Genomic DNA, 20,443 nt, shown 5'->3' with positions numbered 1-20,443 from the left:
CTTACATCTTAATTAATACTATTCATCATTTGCAAATAAAAACATTGATGCAAAGCGAATTAATTCTGCTACTGCGACTAAAGCTGCAGCAACATATGTGAAAGCTGCGGCATTTAAGACTTTTTTTGTTTGGCGTTCTTCATTATTTCTAATAATACCAGAAGAGACTAGTTGATGCATTGCCCGATTTGACGCATCAAATTCTACTGGTAAAGTTACCAACTGAAATAATACAGCAAAAGACATGAAGATGACACCAATTAAAATTAAATTAGTTGCTTGTAAAAAGATACCTGCAATAATAAAGACAAAAGACATCTTATCACCAAAACCAGCAATCGGTACCAAACTGTGACGAAAACGCAAGAATGCATAGGATTCTGCATCTTGAATGGCGTGTCCTACTTCATGTGCAGCAATAGCAGCAGCTGCAGCAGAATAGCCATGAAAATTATCACTAGATAAGCGCACCGTTTTTTTTCTTGGATCGTAATGGTCGGACAATGTTCCTTTTGTTTCTTCAATTGTTACATGGTAAAGACCATTATCATCTAATATTTTTCGAGCGACTTGTGCTCCTGTTACCATATTCGAATTCATTACTTTAGAATATTTTTTATACGTATTTTTCACCTTAGACTGCGCCCATAATGGAATGATCATTAACAAGGCAAAATATATAAGATAACCTATCATTTCCATTCCTCCATCTTCACTGTTTCTAAGGTCAATTTTAGTCAAATTACGACAAAGTGTCAATTGATTTGATTAGTTGGCTTCTCCTTTATATTTTGCCCATGCCACATAAGATAAACTCAGGAAAATAAAACCAATCACAATCATTATTAACCAGTTTGTATATTGCGCGTTTGCCTGATTCCATGTATCTTTGTTTAATTTGGTTAATTGAGTAAATGTCTCTTCAAGTTCGATATCGTTAAATTCTTTTTGATTATTAGTCAACAAATCTAATGACTTTTGATAAGTTTTATATTGCTGCTCATCTAAATGTAAGTGGGCAACTGGAGCGATTACTTTCACATAATATGCAATTTCGTCTATATCTTTTGAGTTAACTTCATCTTGTTCTAATAATTGTTCCATTTTGTTTTCTAATTCTTGTTTCCATGTTGTCCAAAGTGGTGCATTCTCAGATATGATTGCATCCCAAATAATAACAACTTGCTGGGTAGCGATTAGCTTCTCTGTTGAGGTTGTGGTATCATTTTTTAAAACTTCGATCGTATTATTGATATATTGATTCATGAGTGGCTGAAAAGATTCTTCTTCATTTATAGTTTTTTCTAATATTTGCGATTTATTATTTTCTAGTATTTGGGCGGCAACATGGTATTTCTTTTCTTCTACAAGTCTTTCAAAAGTATGCATATAATTATGTTGCGACTGTGCTGTGATAATAATTGAATGGAATGCTTGTATAACAAATAGAATCAATAAAATGCTAATGTACATTCTAATACGCACACATACCCCTTCTTCCATCTTGCTTTTTCTTTAAATGTATGAAATGTGCTAATTAGATATGCATTGAATTCAATTATTAAGCAACCATTTTAGCTGAATTTCGCTTTTTTACTGAAATGTGATAAACAATAATAATCACTAGTATTGATAACCAAAAAGTAAAATATCCGATATGATTTTGATAATCTGATAAGCTTCCGTATGTAGGCATCATATCGTATACATAGTCAATGATTTCATTATGTAATAACCATATTGCTGCAATTGTTAAATGGGTAAATTTAATTCGATAAAGTGGTGCATAAAGAAACGCCTGAATCGCCATTGCTCCATGTGATGCAATTAACATATAGCTCTGCCAACTGAGGCTACCATTAATAATTAAAGTTAAGATATTCATTACTACAGCCCAGACACCATATTTAACAAGTGTCGTAAATGCTAAAGCTTCAATTATTGGCACATTTTTTCCTTTTAAAATAAAAAATAAAAATATTGTAAAAAATAAACTTGCGGTAGGGCTATCCGGAACGAATGGCACAAAATATAGTGGTGTATGTGCTAACTGATTGCCATACCAAAAATAGCCATAGACCGTCCCAACCAGGTTAATGACAAATAAGATCAAAATAAATTGAGGATGAAACAATATATTTTTTAGCATTTTAGTTGACTGTGCTCCTCTCATCTCATTTAGAGAAAAACCCCCGCTCATTTATCACAAGAGCGAGGGTGAACTAATCTTATTCTTCTGCAGCTTGTTCATTTACTGAAACAATAAATTCTGCAAGTTGTTGTAATTCTTCATCCGAACCTTGGAATTGATCCGCTGGCATTGTACCAATACCTTCAACTGCTATTTCTTTAATCTCATCAACGCCATACTCTATACCAACTAAAGTCGGAGCAGCAGCGCCACCTTCTAATTCTCCACCGTGACACTGTAAGCAACTATTTTCATAAACTGCATAGCCTGGGTCCTCTGTGTCAATTTCAACACTCGATTCCTCTGGTAAAACAGGTTTATTATTTTCCGCTTTAGCTTCATAATCCACGTGTGAAGCCGCTTCGTACGTTAACCAAAAGACCGCGATAAAGCTTAAAAGCATTAATCCTGTTGAAATCGGACGTTTATGTGGACGACGTTCTTTCCCTTTGTCTAGAAATGGTGCTAAGAATAGCGCACCAAATGCTAGTCCAGGAATAACGATCGCACCCAATACAAAGAAAGGACCACTCGCAAATTTATATTTCAATAATTGATATAAAAATAAGAAATACCAGTCTGGTAACGGTAAATAAGCAGTATCTGTAGGATCAGCCATCTTCTCTAATGGTGCAGGGTGTGCAATGGTTAGACATAAGAATCCAACTAAGAATACAGCCCCTACTAACCATTCTTTCAAAAGAAAATTTGGCCAAAAAGCTTCTGTTCTACCAGGATATTCTGAATAATCTTTTGGAATAAATTTCTGTTTGTCAGTAGGTATTCTCGAGTCACCGACAAACGTCATCCCTTTACCTCTTTTCAATGCTATCCCTCCTTTTTTAACTAAATTCTATAGTGGGCCTGAAATCCCTTGTTTACGAATCATGATAAAGTGAATAGCCATCAGCGCAAATAATGCTGCTGGTAAGAAGAACACATGAATCGCAAAGAATCTAGCCAATGTTTGGGCACCAACTATATTTGGATCACCATTTAATAGTGTTTTTGCCATCTCACCAATAACAGGTACACCTTCTGCGATTTCAAGTGTTACGACAGTTGCGAAATATGCTTTATTATCCCATGGTAATAAGTAACCAGTTAAACCTAGTGCAAGCATAACGAAGAATATTAATACACCAACCATCCAGTTAAGCTCTCTTGGCTTCTTATAAGCACCTTGAAAGAAAACACGTAACGTATGTAAAAATAGCATCACTATAACAACACTTGCTCCCCAGTGGTGCATACCTCTTACGATCTGACCATGAGCGACTTCTGTTTGCAAATAATAAACAGAACGCCACGCATTCTCAATATCTGGAACATAATACATTGTTAAAAACATACCAGATAGAATTTGAATAACTGTAACAAAAAATGTTAAGCCACCAAAACAATATACAAATGCGGAAAAATGATGTGCAGGATTAACATGCTCTGGTACTTCATGATCTGCAATATCTCGCCAGAGTGGAGTAATGTCTACACGTTCATCAATCCAATCATAAACCTTCTGTAGCATTAATTATTCCCCCCTCTTTCGATAGCATTTCCAAGATACAATGTGCCTTCCTTTACCTCAAATTCAAACAGATCTAATGCTGCATTTGGAGGTGTGTTAGGAACATTTACCCCATCTTTGTAGTAACGTCCATCATGGCACGGACAATAAAATTGGTCTGGATGATCTGGATCACCTGCCCAGTTTACTGCACAACCCAAGTGTTTACACGTAGGTGATAAAGCTACAATCTCATCATTGTCATCTTTATAAACCCAAGCACTATGTGTAACGTCTGACGTATACCAAGCATCTACTTGTTCAATTGTCCAATCAAAGCGTTGTGGTTCCGTTGTAATTTCTGATACATCTACTACTGCATGCATATCACCGCCACTAGATGCTTGCAGGACAGGATCAATTGCAAAACGAACCATTGGTGCAAGCATACCTGCAGCCATAAATCCTCCAACACCTGTTAATGTATAATTTAAAAATTGGCGACGGGACACTTGTTGCTTTTTCTCTGACATCGTTTACCCCCCTCTACACATATTCCGACTTCATGGATTCATATCTCATATATTACTAGGACATTACTATGATAGCGTAAACTAAAGCTAGGGTCAATAAAATCTATTCTATTCTATCTATTTTCTATTGAAAAAAGTTATTACCAATAGCTTCTTATTAACTCACTAATTTGATTTATTTGGTCTTTTATCCACTGTTTAGTTTGATCGGACTGATAATCTGTTATCGAATTAGCTGTAAGCCATAATAAGCTACCACCTATGATGTTTTCATGTTTTTTCCAATTCACATCGTAAGTCAGAAAAAATATGTGCTGAAATCTATTGTTTGATAAACTGCTTGTCCATTGATTTAATCGTTTTGATTCTACTTCATAATCATTTCCCCGAATATATGTATAAGAAGGACTTAAAAATATTCTTCCCGTAAAATTCCTTTCTAATTCATCTGAGATAAGTTGTAAGGACTTTTGTTGATCTGCTAATTTCTTTGCCTCTGATTCATTCGTATGCTCTATTGGAATTAGGGGAATACAAAGTGTATCCACATATTCCTGTGATTGGAAATATAATGATATATCTTTAGGCTGCCATTTCATTGCTGCACCTCCTGTCACTTACTTAATTTTAAATTAGAAAAACCCCGTATTTGCCTCGTCTATTAGTGAGCTTCGAAGTTTTTCTTATATTTTGTACATTCGAAATTTTCCCTAGTAAAACTACTTTTTTTGTGAAAATTTTAAAGTACAAAAAGAAACGGAATTCACCAAAAATTAGTTGGTTCTCCCGCCAAAAAGCATTATTCACTTTTTATAATATAGGAATTTTCCAGATCCTTCAATTGATCTGAATAATATTCAAATAATTGTTGGTCTTTTTGGTCAAGTGCTTCATTAATCTTATCAACCAATTCTTCTTTTTTGTATTCATATAAAGCATATTCCAACCATTCTTCTGCCATTTTTTTATCGCTTTTTGTTAAAAAGTAATCATCAGGTATATAAGGATTATCTTCTAAAACTTTCATATATGGAATACTTTGATTAGAATCTTTGAAGTTCAGCTGAATAAAGATTGGTTCTTTAGAATGCAAGCGAATATCATGAAAAGACTTATCAGCATCTGTTGTTACAATATGTTTTTTGTAAAAACGAAATGCAATTTCTTTCGAACAATGAGTGGAGATGATCATTGCTCTAGGACAAAAACGCGCTTCCAATACAAAATGAACATGTTGTAAGATCGCATCGTGATTTAGTAAGTAGTTTAAAATCCAGACACTTTCGCGTTTTTTTAATTGATAATGACCTAAAAACCATTGAATAAAAGTCTTTTTATCTTCAGTTCGAATAGAAGTTTCCACTTTTACTTCCCCTCCATTTAAAAGAGAGTATCGTTATTTTGTTCTTTTAACCGTTGGACATAATGTTGAATGTCAAAATCAGATGGCTCTAGTGTTATATATTCTTCAAAGACCTTAGTCGCGTCTTTGCTCCTCCCTTCCTCAACTAAAAAGTATCCATAATCTTTTAAGAAGTCGGTATCTTCCTTCATTTTATTGTATGCATTTTGGTAAGCATTTAATGCCTGTTTAAACGCTTCTTCCTCATTATAGGCTTTTGCTAGCTCCCAATAAAATATTCCATCCAATGGTTCAACGTCTACGTTATTTGTTAACAGTGTGATGATTTCATTATGTTCGCCTTGATTCTTGTATGCTTCGATTAGAAATAATAACGCTTCTTGGTATTCACTATCCAGGGAAATTGCTTTATTGGCATATTCAAAAGCTTTGTTAGAATCTCCTGCTTTTAAAGCCAATCTACCAGCCGTAAACCATATCTCTTTATTAAATGGATCCATTTCCACACCTTTTGTAGCAGCTTCTATGGCTTCTTGAGTCAGCCCTTCCTCTTCATATGCATTAGCAAGATATAAATAGACAGACGGATATTCTAATTCTTCCTCAAGTAATTTTTCCCATGCTTGTATTGCGATTTCATATCTCTCGGATTTATAAGCCAGGAAACCGTATCGAAAAAGAATTTCTGGGTCTTCTGTATCGATTGTCTGATAATAATAGAGGGATTCTTCAAATTCCCCATTTAATGCATAGGCTTCAGCCAACCGTCCTGCTATCTCTACACCAGCAAATTCTTTATTGTTTTTATATAACTTTTCAAAATAGATGACTGATTTATGATATTCTCCAGATGAAAAAGATAATTCCGCTAAGGCGAAATCTATAATTGGTTCTTCCGGTGCGATATTTTTGGCGGTTAATAATTTACCTTCCGCCACTTCAAATAACCCTTGAACTTGATATAGATCAGCTAATTGAACGAGTGCTTGCAAATAATTATCATCGTCTTCTTGGACTTCGTTAAGCAACGCTATTGCTTTTTCGTCTTTATTATCATCGATCATAATATCTGCATACATTAATTTTGCATCGCTATTACCAGGTTCATGTTTTAGTATATCTTCTAAAACGGATTCTGCTAGATCTTGATTCCCTAATTCGATAAAAAGTTGGGCAATTTCTAATTTGGTAGTACCATCTGCTGTAATAGAAGCCTCTTGCAAGAGCGTTAACGCTTCCTTTACTTCACCTATATGTATCATTTCAATCGCTTGTTCGATAGTATTCTCCAATGATTTCAACCTTTCTAATAAACAATAATCTTACATTTCTCATATCCATAGTAACGAAATAACATAACACGAGCAACTAAGAAAGCTTTATAAAAATATATATTGCGATAAAAAACATAGTCAAAAAACTAAAAATATCCGAGACATTAGACACAAACTGCGAACTTATGACGATTATTATAAAGAATTTAGATGAGTGTAAATCCAACGCTACGGAAAAACACTCCCTTTCCGGGGGCACGGCTTCAGCTAACTTTGGAAAGAAAACCACTTTCCAAAGTGGATCTTCAGCTCGCGCTTTTCCCCCTGGAGTGTCGCATTTTTCCTCCGCTTTGTACAGATTTCTGTTCAAGTACTATGAAATAACCTTTGATGTTAATATTTTAGCTGTTACTTACTTTGTTGAACTCAACTTAAGCGTAGTCCATTTACGAAGACTCCAGCGGGAATAGCGCGAGCTGAAGATCCCGCAGGAAAAGCGCACTTTGCTTTTCTGAGGAAGCTGAGGCCGTGCCCGCGGAAAGCGAAGTAAATGGACGGAGCTTTTGCATTCCACTCATCAAATTTTCAAAGTGAGCAGTAACAGGTACTTCGCAGTTTAGTTTTTTTGTGACAATGAGGTTTTTTATAAAAGAAGATCCAACTTGAGGTTTGTTGGATCTTCTTTGGTGTTATTTAGCTGTTTGACGTTAATGTGTCTAGGTCTTTAAAAAAGGTTGGGTATGAGATTGCGATACATTCATCGTCATGGAGTTCCACTTGCTCATCCGTTAATAGTGAGGCGATTGCAATCATCATACCAATACGATGATCCCCATAAGATTCTGTGACGGCACCATGTAATACCGTATTACCTTCAATGATCATACCATCTTTTGTTCCTTTAATAGACGCGCCTAATTTAGTAAGTGTTGAAACTACTGAATCAATTCGATCCGTTTCTTTAAAGCGCAGTTCTTCAGCATCTCGAATGATTGTCTGGCCGTTAGCTTGGGTAGCTAATAATGCAATAATAGGAATTTCATCGATAATACGTGGAATAACGTCCCCCTCTATTACAGCAGCTTTTGGCTTAGAAGAAACGACTTTCACATCGCCAATTGGCTCACCACCAATGGTGCGTTTTTCGACTACTTCAATAGAAATGCCCATTAATTTTAAAACATCGATAATTCCGGTGCGAGTAGGATTTAACCCTACATTTTCTATGGTAACACTACTACCTTTAGTAATAGCTGCTGCTACTAGAAAAAATGCAGCTGAGGAAATATCACCAGGTACTTCTATATTACATCCTTGAAGCTTCTGTTTACCTTTAATTTTAACCGTTGTACCATCTACTTCCACTTTTGCCCCAAAGGCTTTTAACATGTTCTCAGTATGATCACGTGTTTTCGTTTCTTCCTCGACTGTGGTTACACCTTCGCTAAAAAGGCCTGCTAGTAACACGCCTGATTTGACTTGTGCACTTTTTACAGGTGGTTTAAAATCGATTGACGAGAGATTGCCACCTCTAACAGCCATCGGCAATAAACGTCCATTATTGCGACCATCTATTTTTGCACCCATTTCTCGTAACGGATTTGCAATTCGATCCATAGGCCGCTTAGACAATGATTCATCACCAAAAAGTGTGAAATGAAAAGGTAATCCTGATAATATCCCCATTAATAAACGAGCAGTCGTGCCTGAATTTCCTAAATCAATAGGCTGTGTAGGCTCTTGTAATTCATCGATACCTTCAGATTCGATCCATACATTGTTCGCATCTCTTTTGATAGAGACACCCATTGCTTGAAAGGCTCCGATTGTAGATAAGCAATCCTCACCAGCTAAGAAGTTCGTAATGTTTGTTTTACCCTTTGCTAAAGAACCAAACATTACTGCACGATGGGAAATAGATTTATCACCCGGTACAGTAATTTGACCAGAAAGTGATACATGTTGATACTTTAATACTTTACTAGACAAGATAACCCTCTCCTATTCTTCAATCACTGTGTCATAATGATTTTTCGTTAAGATAGCTTGGCTTAGTTCCTGATCATTCTTGTTCTGGAAACTTAATCGTAAGACACCTGTGATTCCTTCTCTTATTTCCAGGATTTCGATATTTTTAATGCTAATATCATGGTTTGCTAATAATTCAATTACTTTTAAGATCGCACCTTGCTGGTCAAAGATATCGACATAAATATCATAATATGATGGGATCGCACCTTGTTTTCTGCTATCAAGTCCGTCTCGATACTCTCTTGCTTGTTCCAAATACTCTTGAATTTGCGATTTTTCACCTGTATCAATTAATGTTTTCAGGTGCATCATTTCTTCAATCCAATCCGTAAGTAAACGACTCATCTTAGACCGGTTTTGAAAGAAAATATCTCGCCACATTAACGGGTTACTTGATGCGATTCTCGTAATATCCCGAAATCCACCAGCAGCCAATTTAGGTATGTAAGGATGTGTCGTTTGCCACTTGCGTGCTTGGTGAACGAGTGATGAGGCAATTAAATGTGGAAAGTGCGATATCACACTTGTCATTTCGTCGTGCTCATCAGGTTCTAAGATGAGAAATTTAGATTTTGTCGGGGTTAATAATGCTTGTAACTTCTCTAAATCTTCTTCCTCACTACTTGTAGTAGGTGATAATACATATATCGCATTTTCAAACAAGTTTTTTTTGGCTGCTTGGATTCCTTTTTTATGAGAACCTGCCATCGGATGTCCACCAATAAATGCGATATTTTCTGATTTAATGTGATTCGCTGCTTCCATAATCGGTCCTTTGACTGAACCTACATCGGTAATGATAAGTGGATTAGTGAATGATAGATGATTCAGTTGATGAATTAATTCCACTGTAACAGATACAGGAGCAGCTAATATACAAATATCAGCTTGTACAATCGCTTCGCTGAAATCACTATATACATCGTCAACAATCTTATTCATCTTGGCATATTCTAAACTGCTATAATTTGAATCGAATCCAATCAGATGGATATCTTCTGTTTCTCTTATACTCAAAGCAAGCGAGCCTCCAATTAGTCCGAGACCCGCTATTAAAACCGTTTGTTTCACGATTTATTCTCCTTTATGTGATGCTAAAAATTCTTTCATATAACTTTGCAACTCATTCATTTGTTCTTTAGAACCAATCGTAATCCGAACACCTTTTGGATGCCCTAAAGCTTCACCTGATCGAACAATAAATCCTTTTGATAATAAGTATTCGAACAGTTCGTCACCTGTAGTAGGTAATTGGACAAACAAAAAGTTTGCTTCTGAATCATAATAATGTAATCCCATATTATCACAAGCAGCCATAAACGCCTTTTTATTCACTAGGTTTTCTTGATAGGTGTTTTGTAAAAAGCTTTCGTCTTCCAAAGCAGTCAATGCAGATAACTGTGAAATTGAGGTCGTATTAAATGGTCCTCGTGTAATGTTAAGGTAAGTAGCTATTTCTTCTGATGCGACACCATAACCAACTCGTAAATTAGCTAATCCATATGCCTTTGAAAAGGTTCGTAAAATCACTAAATTAGTATATTCCCCTAATAAATTAATACTATTGGGATCATTACTCGCTTCAATATATTCATAATAAGCTTCATCCAAAACAACCATCACATTTGCAGGACACTTTTCTAAAAAAGAAACTAAATCCTCTTTATTAATTAAAGAACCTGTTGGATTGTTAGGTGAACATAGCCATACTACTTTTGTTTGTTCGTTTACTTCATCAAGCATTTTAGGTAAATCATGATAACCGTTTACCAATGGAACTTCCACAATTTCTGCACCCTGTATTAAAGCATTATGCTTGTACTGTGGGAACGTAGGGGTAGCCATTATCGTATTTGTGCCTTTTTCTAAATAGGTACGGCATATAATATCTACTACTTCGTCTGAACCACATCCAAAAATTAATTGTTTCTCACCAACATTTAATTTCTCTGCAAGTGTTTGTCTCAGAGCTGAAGCATAACCATCAGGATAAATCTCTAGGTGATCAATCATTTTCGGTATTTCTTCTTTTACTTTGTTTGAATAACCAAATGGGTTTTCGTTAGATGCTAGTTTAACAATTTTAGATAAACCATACTCTTTTTTTACTTCTTCTATTTGTTTACCAGGTGTGTATGGCGACATATCCTGAAATACTTGCTTTGCTTTCAATTGGATTACCCCCTCGACTATTCTTCTACTAAATCTGGTCTTAATTTAATTGCTTCATTCAAGTAAATGTGTTCAATATCTTTTTGTGACTTTTCAGTATTTACTGTCATCATCACACGAATACAAAGTGGTAAACTATTTGGAACATTAATTTCTGGCATACACATTACAGGTACGTATTTCCATCCATCTATCAAGCGTAATGCTTTAGCAGGAAATGTTGCATTTAGATCTGCAGTAACAGAAATCATAACCGAGGCAATGGAGTCTGGTTCGACATTGTTTTTCTCAGCCATTTGTTCGATCATTATTTTTGTTTGTTCAATGATTTCTTCTGCTTCGTTGTTATTGACGGTAGTTGCTCCTCGTATTCCTCTTATCATTATGAACCCAACTCTCTCAAAAAGTTTTCCAAAAGATTGGTTAAAGCTTGATCATCGATATTTTCTGTTACCGGATTTCCAATATCTTCTAACAATACCATTTGAACCGTGGCATTTTCTGATTTTTTATCTTTTTTCATTCGATTGACTAATCTTTCAACAGATAAAACAGGTAAATTTAATGGATAATGATTTGCTGATAACCAATTTTTTAATGGTTGATAGGGCAATTCAATATCATATGTTGATTCACTGACTTGAATGGCAAACAACATACCGATAGCTACCGCTTCCCCATGTGTGATTTTTCCGTATCCCAGTTCGGATTCAATAGCATGACCCAGAGTATGTCCAAAATTCAGAAATTTCCGAATATTTGATTCCTTCTCATCTTTTTCTACTACTTCCGCTTTCACAGCGATACCTTTTTGTAAGTGGTCGGTAAGTTTTTCTGCTTGAAGCGTTGAAGTAATATCTGTTTTTAGCACATCTTCCAAAAAGTCCGGGTCACTTATAAAACCATGTTTTACGACCTCAGCATAACCTGATCGTTTTTCTTTATCTGGTAACGAAATCAATGTATCTGTATCATAAATTACAGCTACTGGAGGATAGAAGTTACCAATTAAATTCTTCCCTTCAGGATGATTAATCGCTACTTTTCCACCAACACTACTATCATGAGCCAAGATTGTAGTAGGTATTTGAATAAAGTCGATGCCTCGCATATATGTTGCAGCAACAAAACCTGCTAAGTCACCAATCATTCCACCACCTAGAGCAACAATGAGTGATTGTCGATCAAGCTGATTTTCAATTGCAGCTGTTAATAAATGATAATATTGATCGATACTTTTAGATGATTCACCAGCTGGTACTACAGTTACAGATATATTAGCAGAGCTTGGTAAATTCTTTTTTACCATGTCCGAATATAGATCATTTACAACGCTATCTGTAATAATTAAAATATTGTGATATTCTTTTGGTAAAAATTCACCTATCTTATCGATAATGCCGTTTCCGACGATAACATCATATTGATTCGTACTTGTCGTAATAGTTTGCTTATGCATTTAGAAGCACCTAATTTCCTCTCGATATTGATCAATTGCTTCTTTCAGTTTTGGAAATTGATCATGAGGAAATTGTTCTAAAATAGCTTTGGCTACTTCAAAGGCTACAACATGCTCCATTACAACAGCTGCTGCTGGAACCGCACATGAATCAGATCGTTCGATACTGGCATTGAAAGGTTCTTTCGATTCAATATCAACACTTTGCAATGGCTTGTAAAGTGTTGGAATAGGTTTCATTACCCCTTTAACAATCACAGGCATTCCTGTAGTCATACCACCTTCGAAACCACCAAGTCGATTGGTGCGACGATAATAACCTTTTTCTTCGGACCAAAGGATCTCATCATGTACTTGACTACCATTCTTGCGGGCCGCTTCAAAACCAATACCAAATTCTACTCCTTTGAAAGCATTAATACTTTGTACAGCTCCAGCAATACGACCATCTAATTTGCGATCATAGTGTACATACGATCCAAGTCCTGCTGGAAGACCTTCAATGGCAACTTCGCAAACTCCACCAATCGAGTCTCCGTCCTTTTTAGCATGATCGATAGCGTCCATCATTTTCTTTCCTGCTACTTCATCCAGACTACGTACAGGCGACTCCTCTGAAATACGAATTTTTTCGTCGATAGATAATTCCGTAATTTCTTCTGCTTTAATGCCTGCAATTTCTTTAACGTATCCTACAATTTTTATATCAAGATTTTTTAATAAAGTTTTTGCTACAGCTCCTGCTGCGACTCTAGCTGTTGTTTCACGTGCAGAAGAACGTTCTAGAATATTACGCATATCACGATGTCCATATTTTAAAGCACCGTTTAAATCAGCGTGCCCTGGACGTGGTCGAGTTACTACTCTTCTAATCTTTTGGTCTTCAGCTACCGGATCTTCCCCCATAACATCAATCCAGTGTTTAAAATCATCATTATGTACTACAAGTGCTATTGGTGAACCTAACGTGTATCCATGACGTATCCCACCAACTATATCTACTAAATCCTTTTCGATTTGCATTCTTTTACCTCTACCGTGTCCTTTTTGACGACGTAAGAGTGAATCATTAATATCGTCTTGAGTAATTGGCATTTTCGCTGGAAGACCTTCTATGATAGTAGTTTGTTGCTTCCCATGCGACTCACCTGCTGTTAAATAACGCATTGTAATCCCCCTTATTTGATTTTTTGTATTACTATAACACAGCTCACAAAAAATGTGTGTAGAAATTTGCTGATTTTATATCTTTCCATAAAAAAATGTATCCAAAACTTTAAAACCATATTTCTCGGGACTAAAGATTTGTTCGGTACTCCCGACAAAGAAGACACCATTATTAGCTAAAGATTTATTGAAGTTATGATAGATTTGATTTTTTGCATCTTCCGTAAAATAAATTAATACGTTTCGACAAACTATTAGGTCCACATTGTTAGGATATGAATCTGCTAATAAGTTATGATGTTTAAAAGTAATAGCATTTCTTAATTTCTCATCCACTTTAAAGGTTTCGCCTTCTTGATGAAAGTACTTCTTTTTAATTGCTGGTGGAACTTCTTGAAGTGCTCGGGCATTATAAATTCCTTGTCTAGCTCTTGCTAATACATTAGGATCAATATCTGTTGCTATTATCTCAATGTCTTTTAAATCCCATAATTGATTGGCAATGATAGCAAGTGTATAAGGTTCTTCTCCAGTTGAACATGCTGCACTCCAAATCTTTATCTTTCGCTTTTCTTTTTGGAATGAAGGTAAAATTTTATCTTCAAGTACTTTCCACCTTGTCGGATTGCGATAAAATTCAGATACATTTATGGTTACTTTATCGAGAAATTCTTGTAATAATTGTTGATCAGAATTAATCGCTGAAAAATAATCTTGAAACGTACCGTATCCACGTTTATTACGTAGAGATGTAAGACGCCGTTTCATTTGAACCTCTTTATACAGAGATAAATCTAAGCCGGTTTTTTTATGTATGTGGCCGATGAAAGCTTGGTAATCTGACATGTCTCTTCTCCCTCAAGATAAATGATTATCAAATTATGATAACCAATTGTCGATATTTTTGCTATAGCTCTGTAATTCATCTTGTGTGAAAAATAAATTGATTTCACGTTCTGCACTTTCAACTGAATCGGAGCCATGGATAATATTGCGATGAGTAACTATTCCGTAATCTCCTCTGATAGTACCAACTTCAGCCTTTTGAGGGTTGGTTTTTCCCATCATTTTTCGAGATACTTCAATCACATTTTCACCTTCCCAGACCATAGCAAAAACAGGCCCTGATGTTATAAAAGAAACGAGGTCTTTGAAAAAAGGTTTTCCGTCATGTTCTGCATAGTGTTTCTTAGCAAGAGATTCAGAAATAGTCATAAGTTTTGCTGCAACGAGTTTATATCCTTTTTGTTCAAACTTAGCAATTATTTTTCCAATTAAATTGCGTTGAACTGCGTCTGGCTTAATCATTACGTATGTTTTTTCCATTTTATTCACCTCTTTATATTTTTCGATTGCCAATATAATTGGCAATATTTTCTAATGCTTCTTTTGCTTGGTTATTTGGTAATAAATATAGTGCTTCATAAGCTTTCTGTAAGTATAAATCACTTATTTTTTTTGCTCTTTCAATCGCCTCTGATGTGATAATTTTCGACAGAACAGGCTTAATTGTGTCACTATTTACTTGCCCATCTGAAAACAAGTTTGTTAATTCTTCGCGAATCGCAGGGTTTTCTAATGCAAATAGCACTGGTAATGTTATATTCCCATTTATTAAATCACTTCCCGCTGGTTTACCTAATTCTTTTTCTGAAGCAGTAAAATCTAAAATATCATCAATTATTTGATAGGACATGCCCATGTAATAGCCATATCTAAATAGAGCCTTTTCCGTTACGTGATCTGTTTCAGAAACAATTGCTCCTAATTGACAACTTGAAGATATTAACAAAGCAGTCTTTCGTTTTATTCTTCTCAAATAGTTACGAAAGTTTTGATCTAACTTATATTTATCTTTGATTTGTTCGATTTCACCGATAGTTAGTTCGACCATAGTTCTTGAAAGTATTTGGTGTGCTCTTGGCTGTTCAATTTCAGTAAATTGCTGTAGAGCTTTTGCAAATATGTAATCCCCTGTTAACATAGCAACTTGGTTATCCCATTTTGCTTTAACTGTCGGCTTTCCACGTCTTAAATCAGAATCGTCAATCACGTCATCATGTACAAGTGAAGCCATATGGATTAATTCTAAAGAGCTGGCGACGTTTTTAATTTTTTTCAGATTATAGTCCCCAAACTTAGAAGCAAGTAAGACGAATACCGGTCTTAATCGTTTGCCTCCAGCTTTTAATAATTGAATAGAGGCCTCATGCAATGTTGGCTGATCCGCGTAAACCGATTCTTCTAATGCGTCCTCTATTAGTGATAAGTCTTTTTTTAGAAATGCATACGTTTTTGCAAGCTTCATTTATCGTCACCTTTATTTCTACACTTGTTTTTCACCTAGATGCATGGCAGCTACTCCACCTGTATAGCTTTTATATTGCACATTAATCAAACCCGCATCTTCAAATAGTTTTTTTAATTGTTCTTTTCCAGGAAAATCCTTTGCTGACTCATGTAACCATACATATTCTTGATAGCTTTTCGCGAATAACCTGCCAAACATTGGCATGATATTTTTAAAATAGAAATAATATAACTTGCGAAACAGCACTCCTTTTGGTTGTGATGTTTCTAAACAAACAACCATGCCACCTGGCTTTACAACCCGATGCATCTCTTTTAAAGTTTGCAGATAATCAGGGACATTCCGTAAACCAAAGCCAATTGTTACATAGTCAAAATAGTTATCTTCAAATGGCAATTCCATTGCATTACCATGGACGAATTGCAAATTATCTATTTCATGATTTTCCTTGCGTTCTTCAGCAACTGACAACATATTTTGACTGAAATCTAATCCTATTACTTCTCCGTCTACCCCAGCAGCAGCTGACAAAGAGAAAGACCAGTCCCCAGTACCACAACAAACATCTAAAGCTTTTGCACCTGACTTTACGTTCATTTTTTTCATTACATCATTACGCCATTTTTTATGTCTTTGAAATGAAATAATAGAATTCATATAATCATAATTACTATAAATTTTTTCGAAAACTTGATGAACCTTTTCTTCTTTTGTTTGCTTCGTCATTTTGATAATCCTTCTTCCAACATCATATTCCCATCTCTCTGTGAAAGTGAAATGTGATAAAGATCTATATCTTTTTCTAGAATATTTGCCCAATTATGCTTATTCATAACTGATAAATCTTGATCTATTTTTTCTAGGCAATAAATAATTGCATTTTCTAACTGTTTTTTGTCGTTTATATCAAGTACAGTTTCTATTAACAACTGTTGAAAAAATGTGTTATGTCCCTTGTACATTTGTGCTAATTCGAATTGAAGTTTCTTATACATTAACCATTTAGTGATATACGGAACAGCATCCTTTTCATTCACAAAATCTGCTACTTTGGTAACTAATTTAGCTTCTATTTGTTCATAATCGTTAAGAAAAACATCAATATTCTCGTATTTTTTATAATACACATGCATTTTGTTCTGAGTAACTTCATTAATTCCATCTGCTAATAATCGTACAAATGCTATATCATTAGTAGAGGCTAATACATGATAATAAATCCCAGAATAATAGTCTCCTGCTAAAACAGTAAGTTGTTGTTCTTTCTCACTCTGCCTTTCATCAAAATGAATGGCTATTTGGTCATGCGTATTTAATGCAATTTGAACCAGCATGGTAGTTAGTACAAAATTTTCTTGTTTTTTATCAGATTTTATTAACTCATTAAGCGCAATAATTTTATGTATTTCGATATTTGGCTGCTTTAAATGTTTTTGAAGATAACCCTGCTTAATGGATTTTGTTATTAGCTTTTCATAATAGTTTATTATTTCTATATATTTCATTAGTCTCACCACAATTCTTCAAAATCCTATTCTATATTAACATAGTATAGCATAAGTTTACATCTTACGGGACAGATAAAGTTTTGATTGGTAGGAAACATTCAGAGGGGTATTCAGAATAGATGATATGAAAAAAGGGTGCAATTTGCACCCTTTTTTGCCCATATGTAATACCATATTATTTTACGATATCCTTAAGGGCTTTACCTGGTTTGAAAGCAGGCACTTTGCTAGCTGGAATTTCGATTTCATCCCCAGTTTGTGGATTACGCCCTTTACGTGCAGCACGTTCGCGTACCTCAAAATTACCAAAACCAATTAATTGTACTTTTTCGCCATCTTTAAGTGAATCCATGATAGATTCAAAAACTGCATCAACAGTTTTGGTTGCATCTTTTTTAGAAAGTTCACTTTTCTCTGCAACTGCATTAATTAGATCTGTCTTGTTCATGATATTCACCTCCTCCCAATATAAGCTATATATTCCATAACAATGAAACATATATAGCTAATTGCCATCTGTCAAAGGATGACAAGGCTTATAATAACTGAGAATTAAAGATAATTCAACAATTATTCATGTTTCTACAGAAAAAAATATTTTTTCTGTTAAGTAATTACCAAGTTATCAAGAATGTTATCATATGTCATTTAGCTATGCAAGTGTTTTCAAACGTTGATTTAATAATACTTTGGCCGGTTAGGATCTTAGTATTGAATTGTTACCTATTATTACCAATTATAAATATTTTATTCAACAAAAAAAGCGCAATGCTTTGGCATCAACGCTTTTAGAAAATTCTTATAAAATTATAGCAATTAAACCACCAGATCCTTCATTAATTATCCGTTCCAACGTTTCCTTCAATTTAAATCTAGCGTTCTCAGGCATTAAAGACAGTTTAGCTTGTATGCCTTCTCTAACAATAGAACTTAATGATCTTCCAAAAATATCCGATTGCCAAATTGACAAAGGATCATCTTCAAAATCTTGCATTAAATATCGTACTAATTCCTCACTCTGCTTCTCTGTACCTATGATTGGTGCAAACTCAGATTCTACATCTACTTTAATCATATGGATGGACGGAGCAACTGCTTTTAATCGAACTCCAAATCTTGGGCCCTGTCTTATGATTTCTGGTTCTTCTAACATCATATCCGTTAATGCTGGTGCAGCTACCCCGTATCCAGTTTGTTTGACCATTTTTAAAGCATCTTCTATCTGATCATATTCTTTCTTCGCATTCGTAAATTCTTGCATTAATTGTAAAAGGTGATCTTTTCCTCGTATTTCTTCCCCTACAATTTCTTTTAGTACTTGATCATACAACTCATCTGGTGCGTGTAAATCAATATCTGCAACACCCTCACCCATTTCAATTCCTGCCAGCGAGGCTTGTTGGATATAATCAAACTGATCAAATTGTCCGATGACATGATCTACATCTCTTAGTCTTTTGATATCCTTTACTGTCTCTTCTATCGCAATTTGGTAATTTTGTCTTAACCAATGTTGTTCATCTAAAACTAAAACCCAACTTGGTAGGTTTACATTCACTTCTAACACTGGAAATTCATAAAGTACTTCTCTTAAAACATTATTAACATCATGTTCAGTCATACTTTCTACACTCATTGATAAAACAGGAATATCATACTTATCCGTTAGATCTTGACGTAACAATTCAGTGTCTTGATTGTATGGCCGAACCGAATTAATAATCATAATAAATGGTTTACCAACTTCTTTTAGTTCATCGACTATTCTTGCTTCTGCATCTACATAATCTCCTCTTGGAATTTCACCAATACTTCCATCAGTAGTTACAACAATACCCATGGTAGAGTGTTCTTGTATCACTTTTCTTGTTCCAATTTCGGCTGCATCATGAAACGGTATAGGTTCCTCATACCATGGAGTATGAATCATACGCGGACCATTTTCATCTTCAAATCCTTGTGCGCCTTTAACGGTATAACCTACACAATCCACTAATCTTACATTTACGTCTAAACCTTCTTCTACTGTTAAAGAGACAGCCTGATTAGGAATAAATTTTGGTTCTGTTGTCATGATTGTTTTACCTGCTGCACTTTGTGGTAGTTCATCTTGTGCTCTTAAACGATCACTTTCATTCGTTATGTTTGGTAAAACCGTTTTCTCCATGAATTTTTTTATGAAAGTGGACTTCCCAGTTCTTACCGCACCAACAACACCTAAATAAATATCACCATTCGTCCGTTTTGAAATATCTTTAAAGATATCTACCCTTTCCAAGTGATCCCCTCCCGATCTATTCGACCTCATCATTCTACGAATCTTTGACAATTCTATTCTATGATGTTGTCCTATTAAATTATGCTAAATATTCGCACATTAAATAAACTTTCATACTTTGCCAAACAAAAACGAATAATAAAGCTCTACCTCATCCATATGTCAGGAAGGAAGTTTATATACCATTTTAATTATTGAAAAAAATTGATTACATCAGACCAAATAGTGACTGCATAAAGCTCATTTGACACAAACAGCGCAATAAAAAGAGGGTTAATTTTGAATGAAAGTATGTGCGAAACAGTCGCTCCGGCTTGCCCACTTCGCTTTCCGGGGGCATGCTCTTCAGCTAACTTTGAAAAGAAAAACACTTTTCAAAGTGGATCTTCAGATCATGCTAATCCCCCAGGAGTCGAAGTGGACGCCTGCGCTAGCTGAAGTTCTACAATGAATACGAGAATTGAAATAACGACTTTAATTAACTCAGTATCTCAAATAAATTCATATAGAAAGCTCAGAATGATAACTGTCGCAACCGTTGTAGAATCTATTTATAGCGTAGGCCGCCCACTTTCACTCGAGGCCACTGAAAAACCCCCTTCCTTTTTAATCAATAAAAATACAATCCCAAAATTCATACTAAATATCA

The 20,443-nt window shown here is 35.1% G+C and carries 22 protein-coding genes; all 22 read right to left on the bottom strand.

The features are described from left to right. Nucleotides 1-18: 18 nt before the first annotated feature. The 22 genes from BN3107_RS10605 to spoIVA all read right to left on the bottom strand — a co-directional run bounded on the left by BN3107_RS10605 (nt 19) and on the right by spoIVA (nt 19,794). Nucleotides 19-696, bottom strand: coding sequence for a zinc metallopeptidase (locus BN3107_RS10605; protein WP_058307597.1), 678 nt, complete (start codon nt 694-696; stop codon nt 19-21). A 72-nt stretch (nt 697-768) separates the two neighbouring features. Then, complete coding sequence (locus tag BN3107_RS10600) at nt 769-1,485, bottom strand: sporulation protein YpjB (RefSeq protein ID WP_187371021.1); 717 nt, start codon at nt 1,483-1,485, stop codon at nt 769-771. A 76-nt stretch (nt 1,486-1,561) separates the two neighbouring features. After that, nucleotides 1,562-2,149, bottom strand: a complete 588-nt coding sequence (gene lhaT, locus BN3107_RS10595; protein WP_058307595.1) for a lipoprotein heptaprenylglyceryl N-acetyltransferase LhaT — start codon at nt 2,147-2,149, stop codon at nt 1,562-1,564. Between the two features lie 79 nt (nt 2,150-2,228). Next, the gene (locus BN3107_RS10590) at nt 2,229-3,017 is read right to left on the bottom strand and encodes a menaquinol-cytochrome c reductase cytochrome b/c subunit (protein WP_058307594.1); all 789 of its coding nucleotides are present in this window, start codon (nt 3,015-3,017) and stop codon (nt 2,229-2,231) included. A gap of 27 nt (nt 3,018-3,044) precedes the next feature. Next, on the bottom strand, nt 3,045-3,719 hold the full coding sequence (gene qcrB / locus BN3107_RS10585) for a menaquinol-cytochrome c reductase cytochrome b subunit (protein ID WP_058307593.1): 675 nt from the start codon (nt 3,717-3,719) through the stop codon (nt 3,045-3,047). Next, nucleotides 3,719-4,231 (bottom strand): QcrA and Rieske domain-containing protein, encoded by a 513-nt coding sequence (locus BN3107_RS10580; RefSeq protein ID WP_058307592.1) that lies wholly within the window; start codon nt 4,229-4,231, stop codon nt 3,719-3,721. Before BN3107_RS10580 ends, qcrB begins: the two co-directional genes overlap by 1 nt. Nucleotides 4,232-4,371: 140 nt before the next feature. Next, the gene (locus BN3107_RS10575) at nt 4,372-4,830 is read right to left on the bottom strand and encodes a DUF2487 family protein (RefSeq protein ID WP_058307591.1); all 459 of its coding nucleotides are present in this window, start codon (nt 4,828-4,830) and stop codon (nt 4,372-4,374) included. 200 nt (nt 4,831-5,030) lie between these two features. Next, the gene (locus BN3107_RS10570; protein ID WP_058307590.1) at nt 5,031-5,594 is read right to left on the bottom strand and encodes a ReoY family proteolytic degradation factor; all 564 of its coding nucleotides are present in this window, start codon (nt 5,592-5,594) and stop codon (nt 5,031-5,033) included. Between the two features lie 17 nt (nt 5,595-5,611). Next, a complete protein-coding gene (locus BN3107_RS10565; protein WP_231735289.1) occupies nt 5,612-6,886 on the bottom strand; it encodes a tetratricopeptide repeat protein in 1,275 nt (424 codons plus the stop codon). A 675-nt stretch (nt 6,887-7,561) separates the two neighbouring features. Beyond that, nucleotides 7,562-8,857 carry a 3-phosphoshikimate 1-carboxyvinyltransferase gene (gene aroA / locus BN3107_RS10555; RefSeq protein ID WP_058307588.1) on the bottom strand — a complete coding sequence of 432 codons (1,296 nt, stop codon included), beginning with the start codon at nt 8,855-8,857 and terminating at the stop codon, nt 7,562-7,564. Nucleotides 8,858-8,869: 12 nt separating this feature from the next. Next, a complete protein-coding gene (locus BN3107_RS10550) occupies nt 8,870-9,970 on the bottom strand; it encodes a prephenate dehydrogenase (RefSeq protein ID WP_187371020.1) in 1,101 nt (366 codons plus the stop codon). 3 nt (nt 9,971-9,973) lie between these two features. Then, nucleotides 9,974-11,071 (bottom strand): histidinol-phosphate transaminase, encoded by a 1,098-nt coding sequence (hisC, locus tag BN3107_RS10545; protein WP_058307586.1) that lies wholly within the window; start codon nt 11,069-11,071, stop codon nt 9,974-9,976. A gap of 17 nt (nt 11,072-11,088) precedes the next feature. Then, nucleotides 11,089-11,454 (bottom strand): chorismate mutase, encoded by a 366-nt coding sequence (gene aroH / locus BN3107_RS10540; RefSeq protein ID WP_058307585.1) that lies wholly within the window; start codon nt 11,452-11,454, stop codon nt 11,089-11,091. Continuing rightward, entirely contained in the window at nt 11,454-12,530 is a 1,077-nt protein-coding gene (aroB, locus tag BN3107_RS10535) for a 3-dehydroquinate synthase (protein ID WP_058307584.1), read from the bottom strand. Before aroB ends, aroH begins: the two co-directional genes overlap by 1 nt. Beyond that, the gene (aroC, locus tag BN3107_RS10530) at nt 12,531-13,697 is read right to left on the bottom strand and encodes a chorismate synthase (protein WP_058307583.1); all 1,167 of its coding nucleotides are present in this window, start codon (nt 13,695-13,697) and stop codon (nt 12,531-12,533) included. 75 nt (nt 13,698-13,772) lie between these two features. Beyond that, entirely contained in the window at nt 13,773-14,543 is a 771-nt protein-coding gene (locus BN3107_RS10525) for a CheR family methyltransferase (protein ID WP_058307582.1), read from the bottom strand. A 33-nt stretch (nt 14,544-14,576) separates the two neighbouring features. Beyond that, nucleotides 14,577-15,023, bottom strand: coding sequence for a nucleoside-diphosphate kinase (gene ndk / locus BN3107_RS10520; protein ID WP_058307581.1), 447 nt, complete (start codon nt 15,021-15,023; stop codon nt 14,577-14,579). 13 nt (nt 15,024-15,036) lie between these two features. Continuing rightward, nucleotides 15,037-16,005 carry a heptaprenyl diphosphate synthase component II gene (hepT, locus tag BN3107_RS10515; protein WP_058307580.1) on the bottom strand — a complete coding sequence of 323 codons (969 nt, stop codon included), beginning with the start codon at nt 16,003-16,005 and terminating at the stop codon, nt 15,037-15,039. A gap of 18 nt (nt 16,006-16,023) precedes the next feature. Beyond that, nucleotides 16,024-16,734, bottom strand: coding sequence for a demethylmenaquinone methyltransferase (locus BN3107_RS10510; RefSeq protein ID WP_058307579.1), 711 nt, complete (start codon nt 16,732-16,734; stop codon nt 16,024-16,026). Further along, nucleotides 16,731-17,525 (bottom strand): heptaprenyl diphosphate synthase component 1, encoded by a 795-nt coding sequence (locus BN3107_RS10505; RefSeq protein ID WP_148434707.1) that lies wholly within the window; start codon nt 17,523-17,525, stop codon nt 16,731-16,733. Before BN3107_RS10505 ends, BN3107_RS10510 begins: the two co-directional genes overlap by 4 nt. A 166-nt stretch (nt 17,526-17,691) precedes the next feature. Next, nucleotides 17,692-17,964: an HU family DNA-binding protein gene (locus BN3107_RS10500; protein ID WP_058307577.1), complete on the bottom strand. Its 273-nt coding sequence runs from the start codon at nt 17,962-17,964 to the stop codon at nt 17,692-17,694. A 351-nt stretch (nt 17,965-18,315) separates the two neighbouring features. Continuing rightward, a complete protein-coding gene (gene spoIVA / locus BN3107_RS10495) occupies nt 18,316-19,794 on the bottom strand; it encodes a stage IV sporulation protein A (RefSeq protein ID WP_058307576.1) in 1,479 nt (492 codons plus the stop codon). Nucleotides 19,795-20,443: the final 649 nt, after the last annotated feature.

The organism is Gracilibacillus massiliensis (genome assembly GCF_001458115.1).
Taxonomy (GTDB): domain Bacteria; phylum Bacillota; class Bacilli; order Bacillales; family Amphibacillaceae; genus Gracilibacillus; species Gracilibacillus massiliensis.
This window is presented reverse-complemented; position numbering and strand designations above follow the sequence as displayed.

What these genes read in the sequence shown, in the direction of transcription:
- hepT (WP_058307580.1), bottom strand. Translation starts at nt 16,005, where the DNA reads ATGAAGCTTGCAAAAACGTATGCATTTCTAAAAAAAGACTTATCACTA.
- BN3107_RS10605 (WP_058307597.1), bottom strand. Translation starts at nt 696, where the DNA reads ATGATAGGTTATCTTATATATTTTGCCTTGTTAATGATCATTCCATTA.
- qcrB (WP_058307593.1), bottom strand. Translation starts at nt 3,719, where the DNA reads ATGCTACAGAAGGTTTATGATTGGATTGATGAACGTGTAGACATTACT.
- aroC (WP_058307583.1), bottom strand. Translation starts at nt 13,697, where the DNA reads ATGCGTTATTTAACAGCAGGTGAGTCGCATGGGAAGCAACAAACTACT.
- BN3107_RS10580 (WP_058307592.1), bottom strand. Translation starts at nt 4,231, where the DNA reads ATGTCAGAGAAAAAGCAACAAGTGTCCCGTCGCCAATTTTTAAATTAT.
- aroH (WP_058307585.1), bottom strand. Translation starts at nt 11,454, where the DNA reads ATGATAAGAGGAATACGAGGAGCAACTACCGTCAATAACAACGAAGCA.
- BN3107_RS10500 (WP_058307577.1), bottom strand. Translation starts at nt 17,964, where the DNA reads ATGAACAAGACAGATCTAATTAATGCAGTTGCAGAGAAAAGTGAACTT.
- BN3107_RS10510 (WP_058307579.1), bottom strand. Translation starts at nt 16,734, where the DNA reads ATGACGAAGCAAACAAAAGAAGAAAAGGTTCATCAAGTTTTCGAAAAA.
- ndk (WP_058307581.1), bottom strand. Translation starts at nt 15,023, where the DNA reads ATGGAAAAAACATACGTAATGATTAAGCCAGACGCAGTTCAACGCAAT.
- BN3107_RS10575 (WP_058307591.1), bottom strand. Translation starts at nt 4,830, where the DNA reads ATGAAATGGCAGCCTAAAGATATATCATTATATTTCCAATCACAGGAA.
- BN3107_RS10525 (WP_058307582.1), bottom strand. Translation starts at nt 14,543, where the DNA reads ATGTCAGATTACCAAGCTTTCATCGGCCACATACATAAAAAAACCGGC.
- aroB (WP_058307584.1), bottom strand. Translation starts at nt 12,530, where the DNA reads ATGCATAAGCAAACTATTACGACAAGTACGAATCAATATGATGTTATC.
- lhaT (WP_058307595.1), bottom strand. Translation starts at nt 2,149, where the DNA reads ATGCTAAAAAATATATTGTTTCATCCTCAATTTATTTTGATCTTATTT.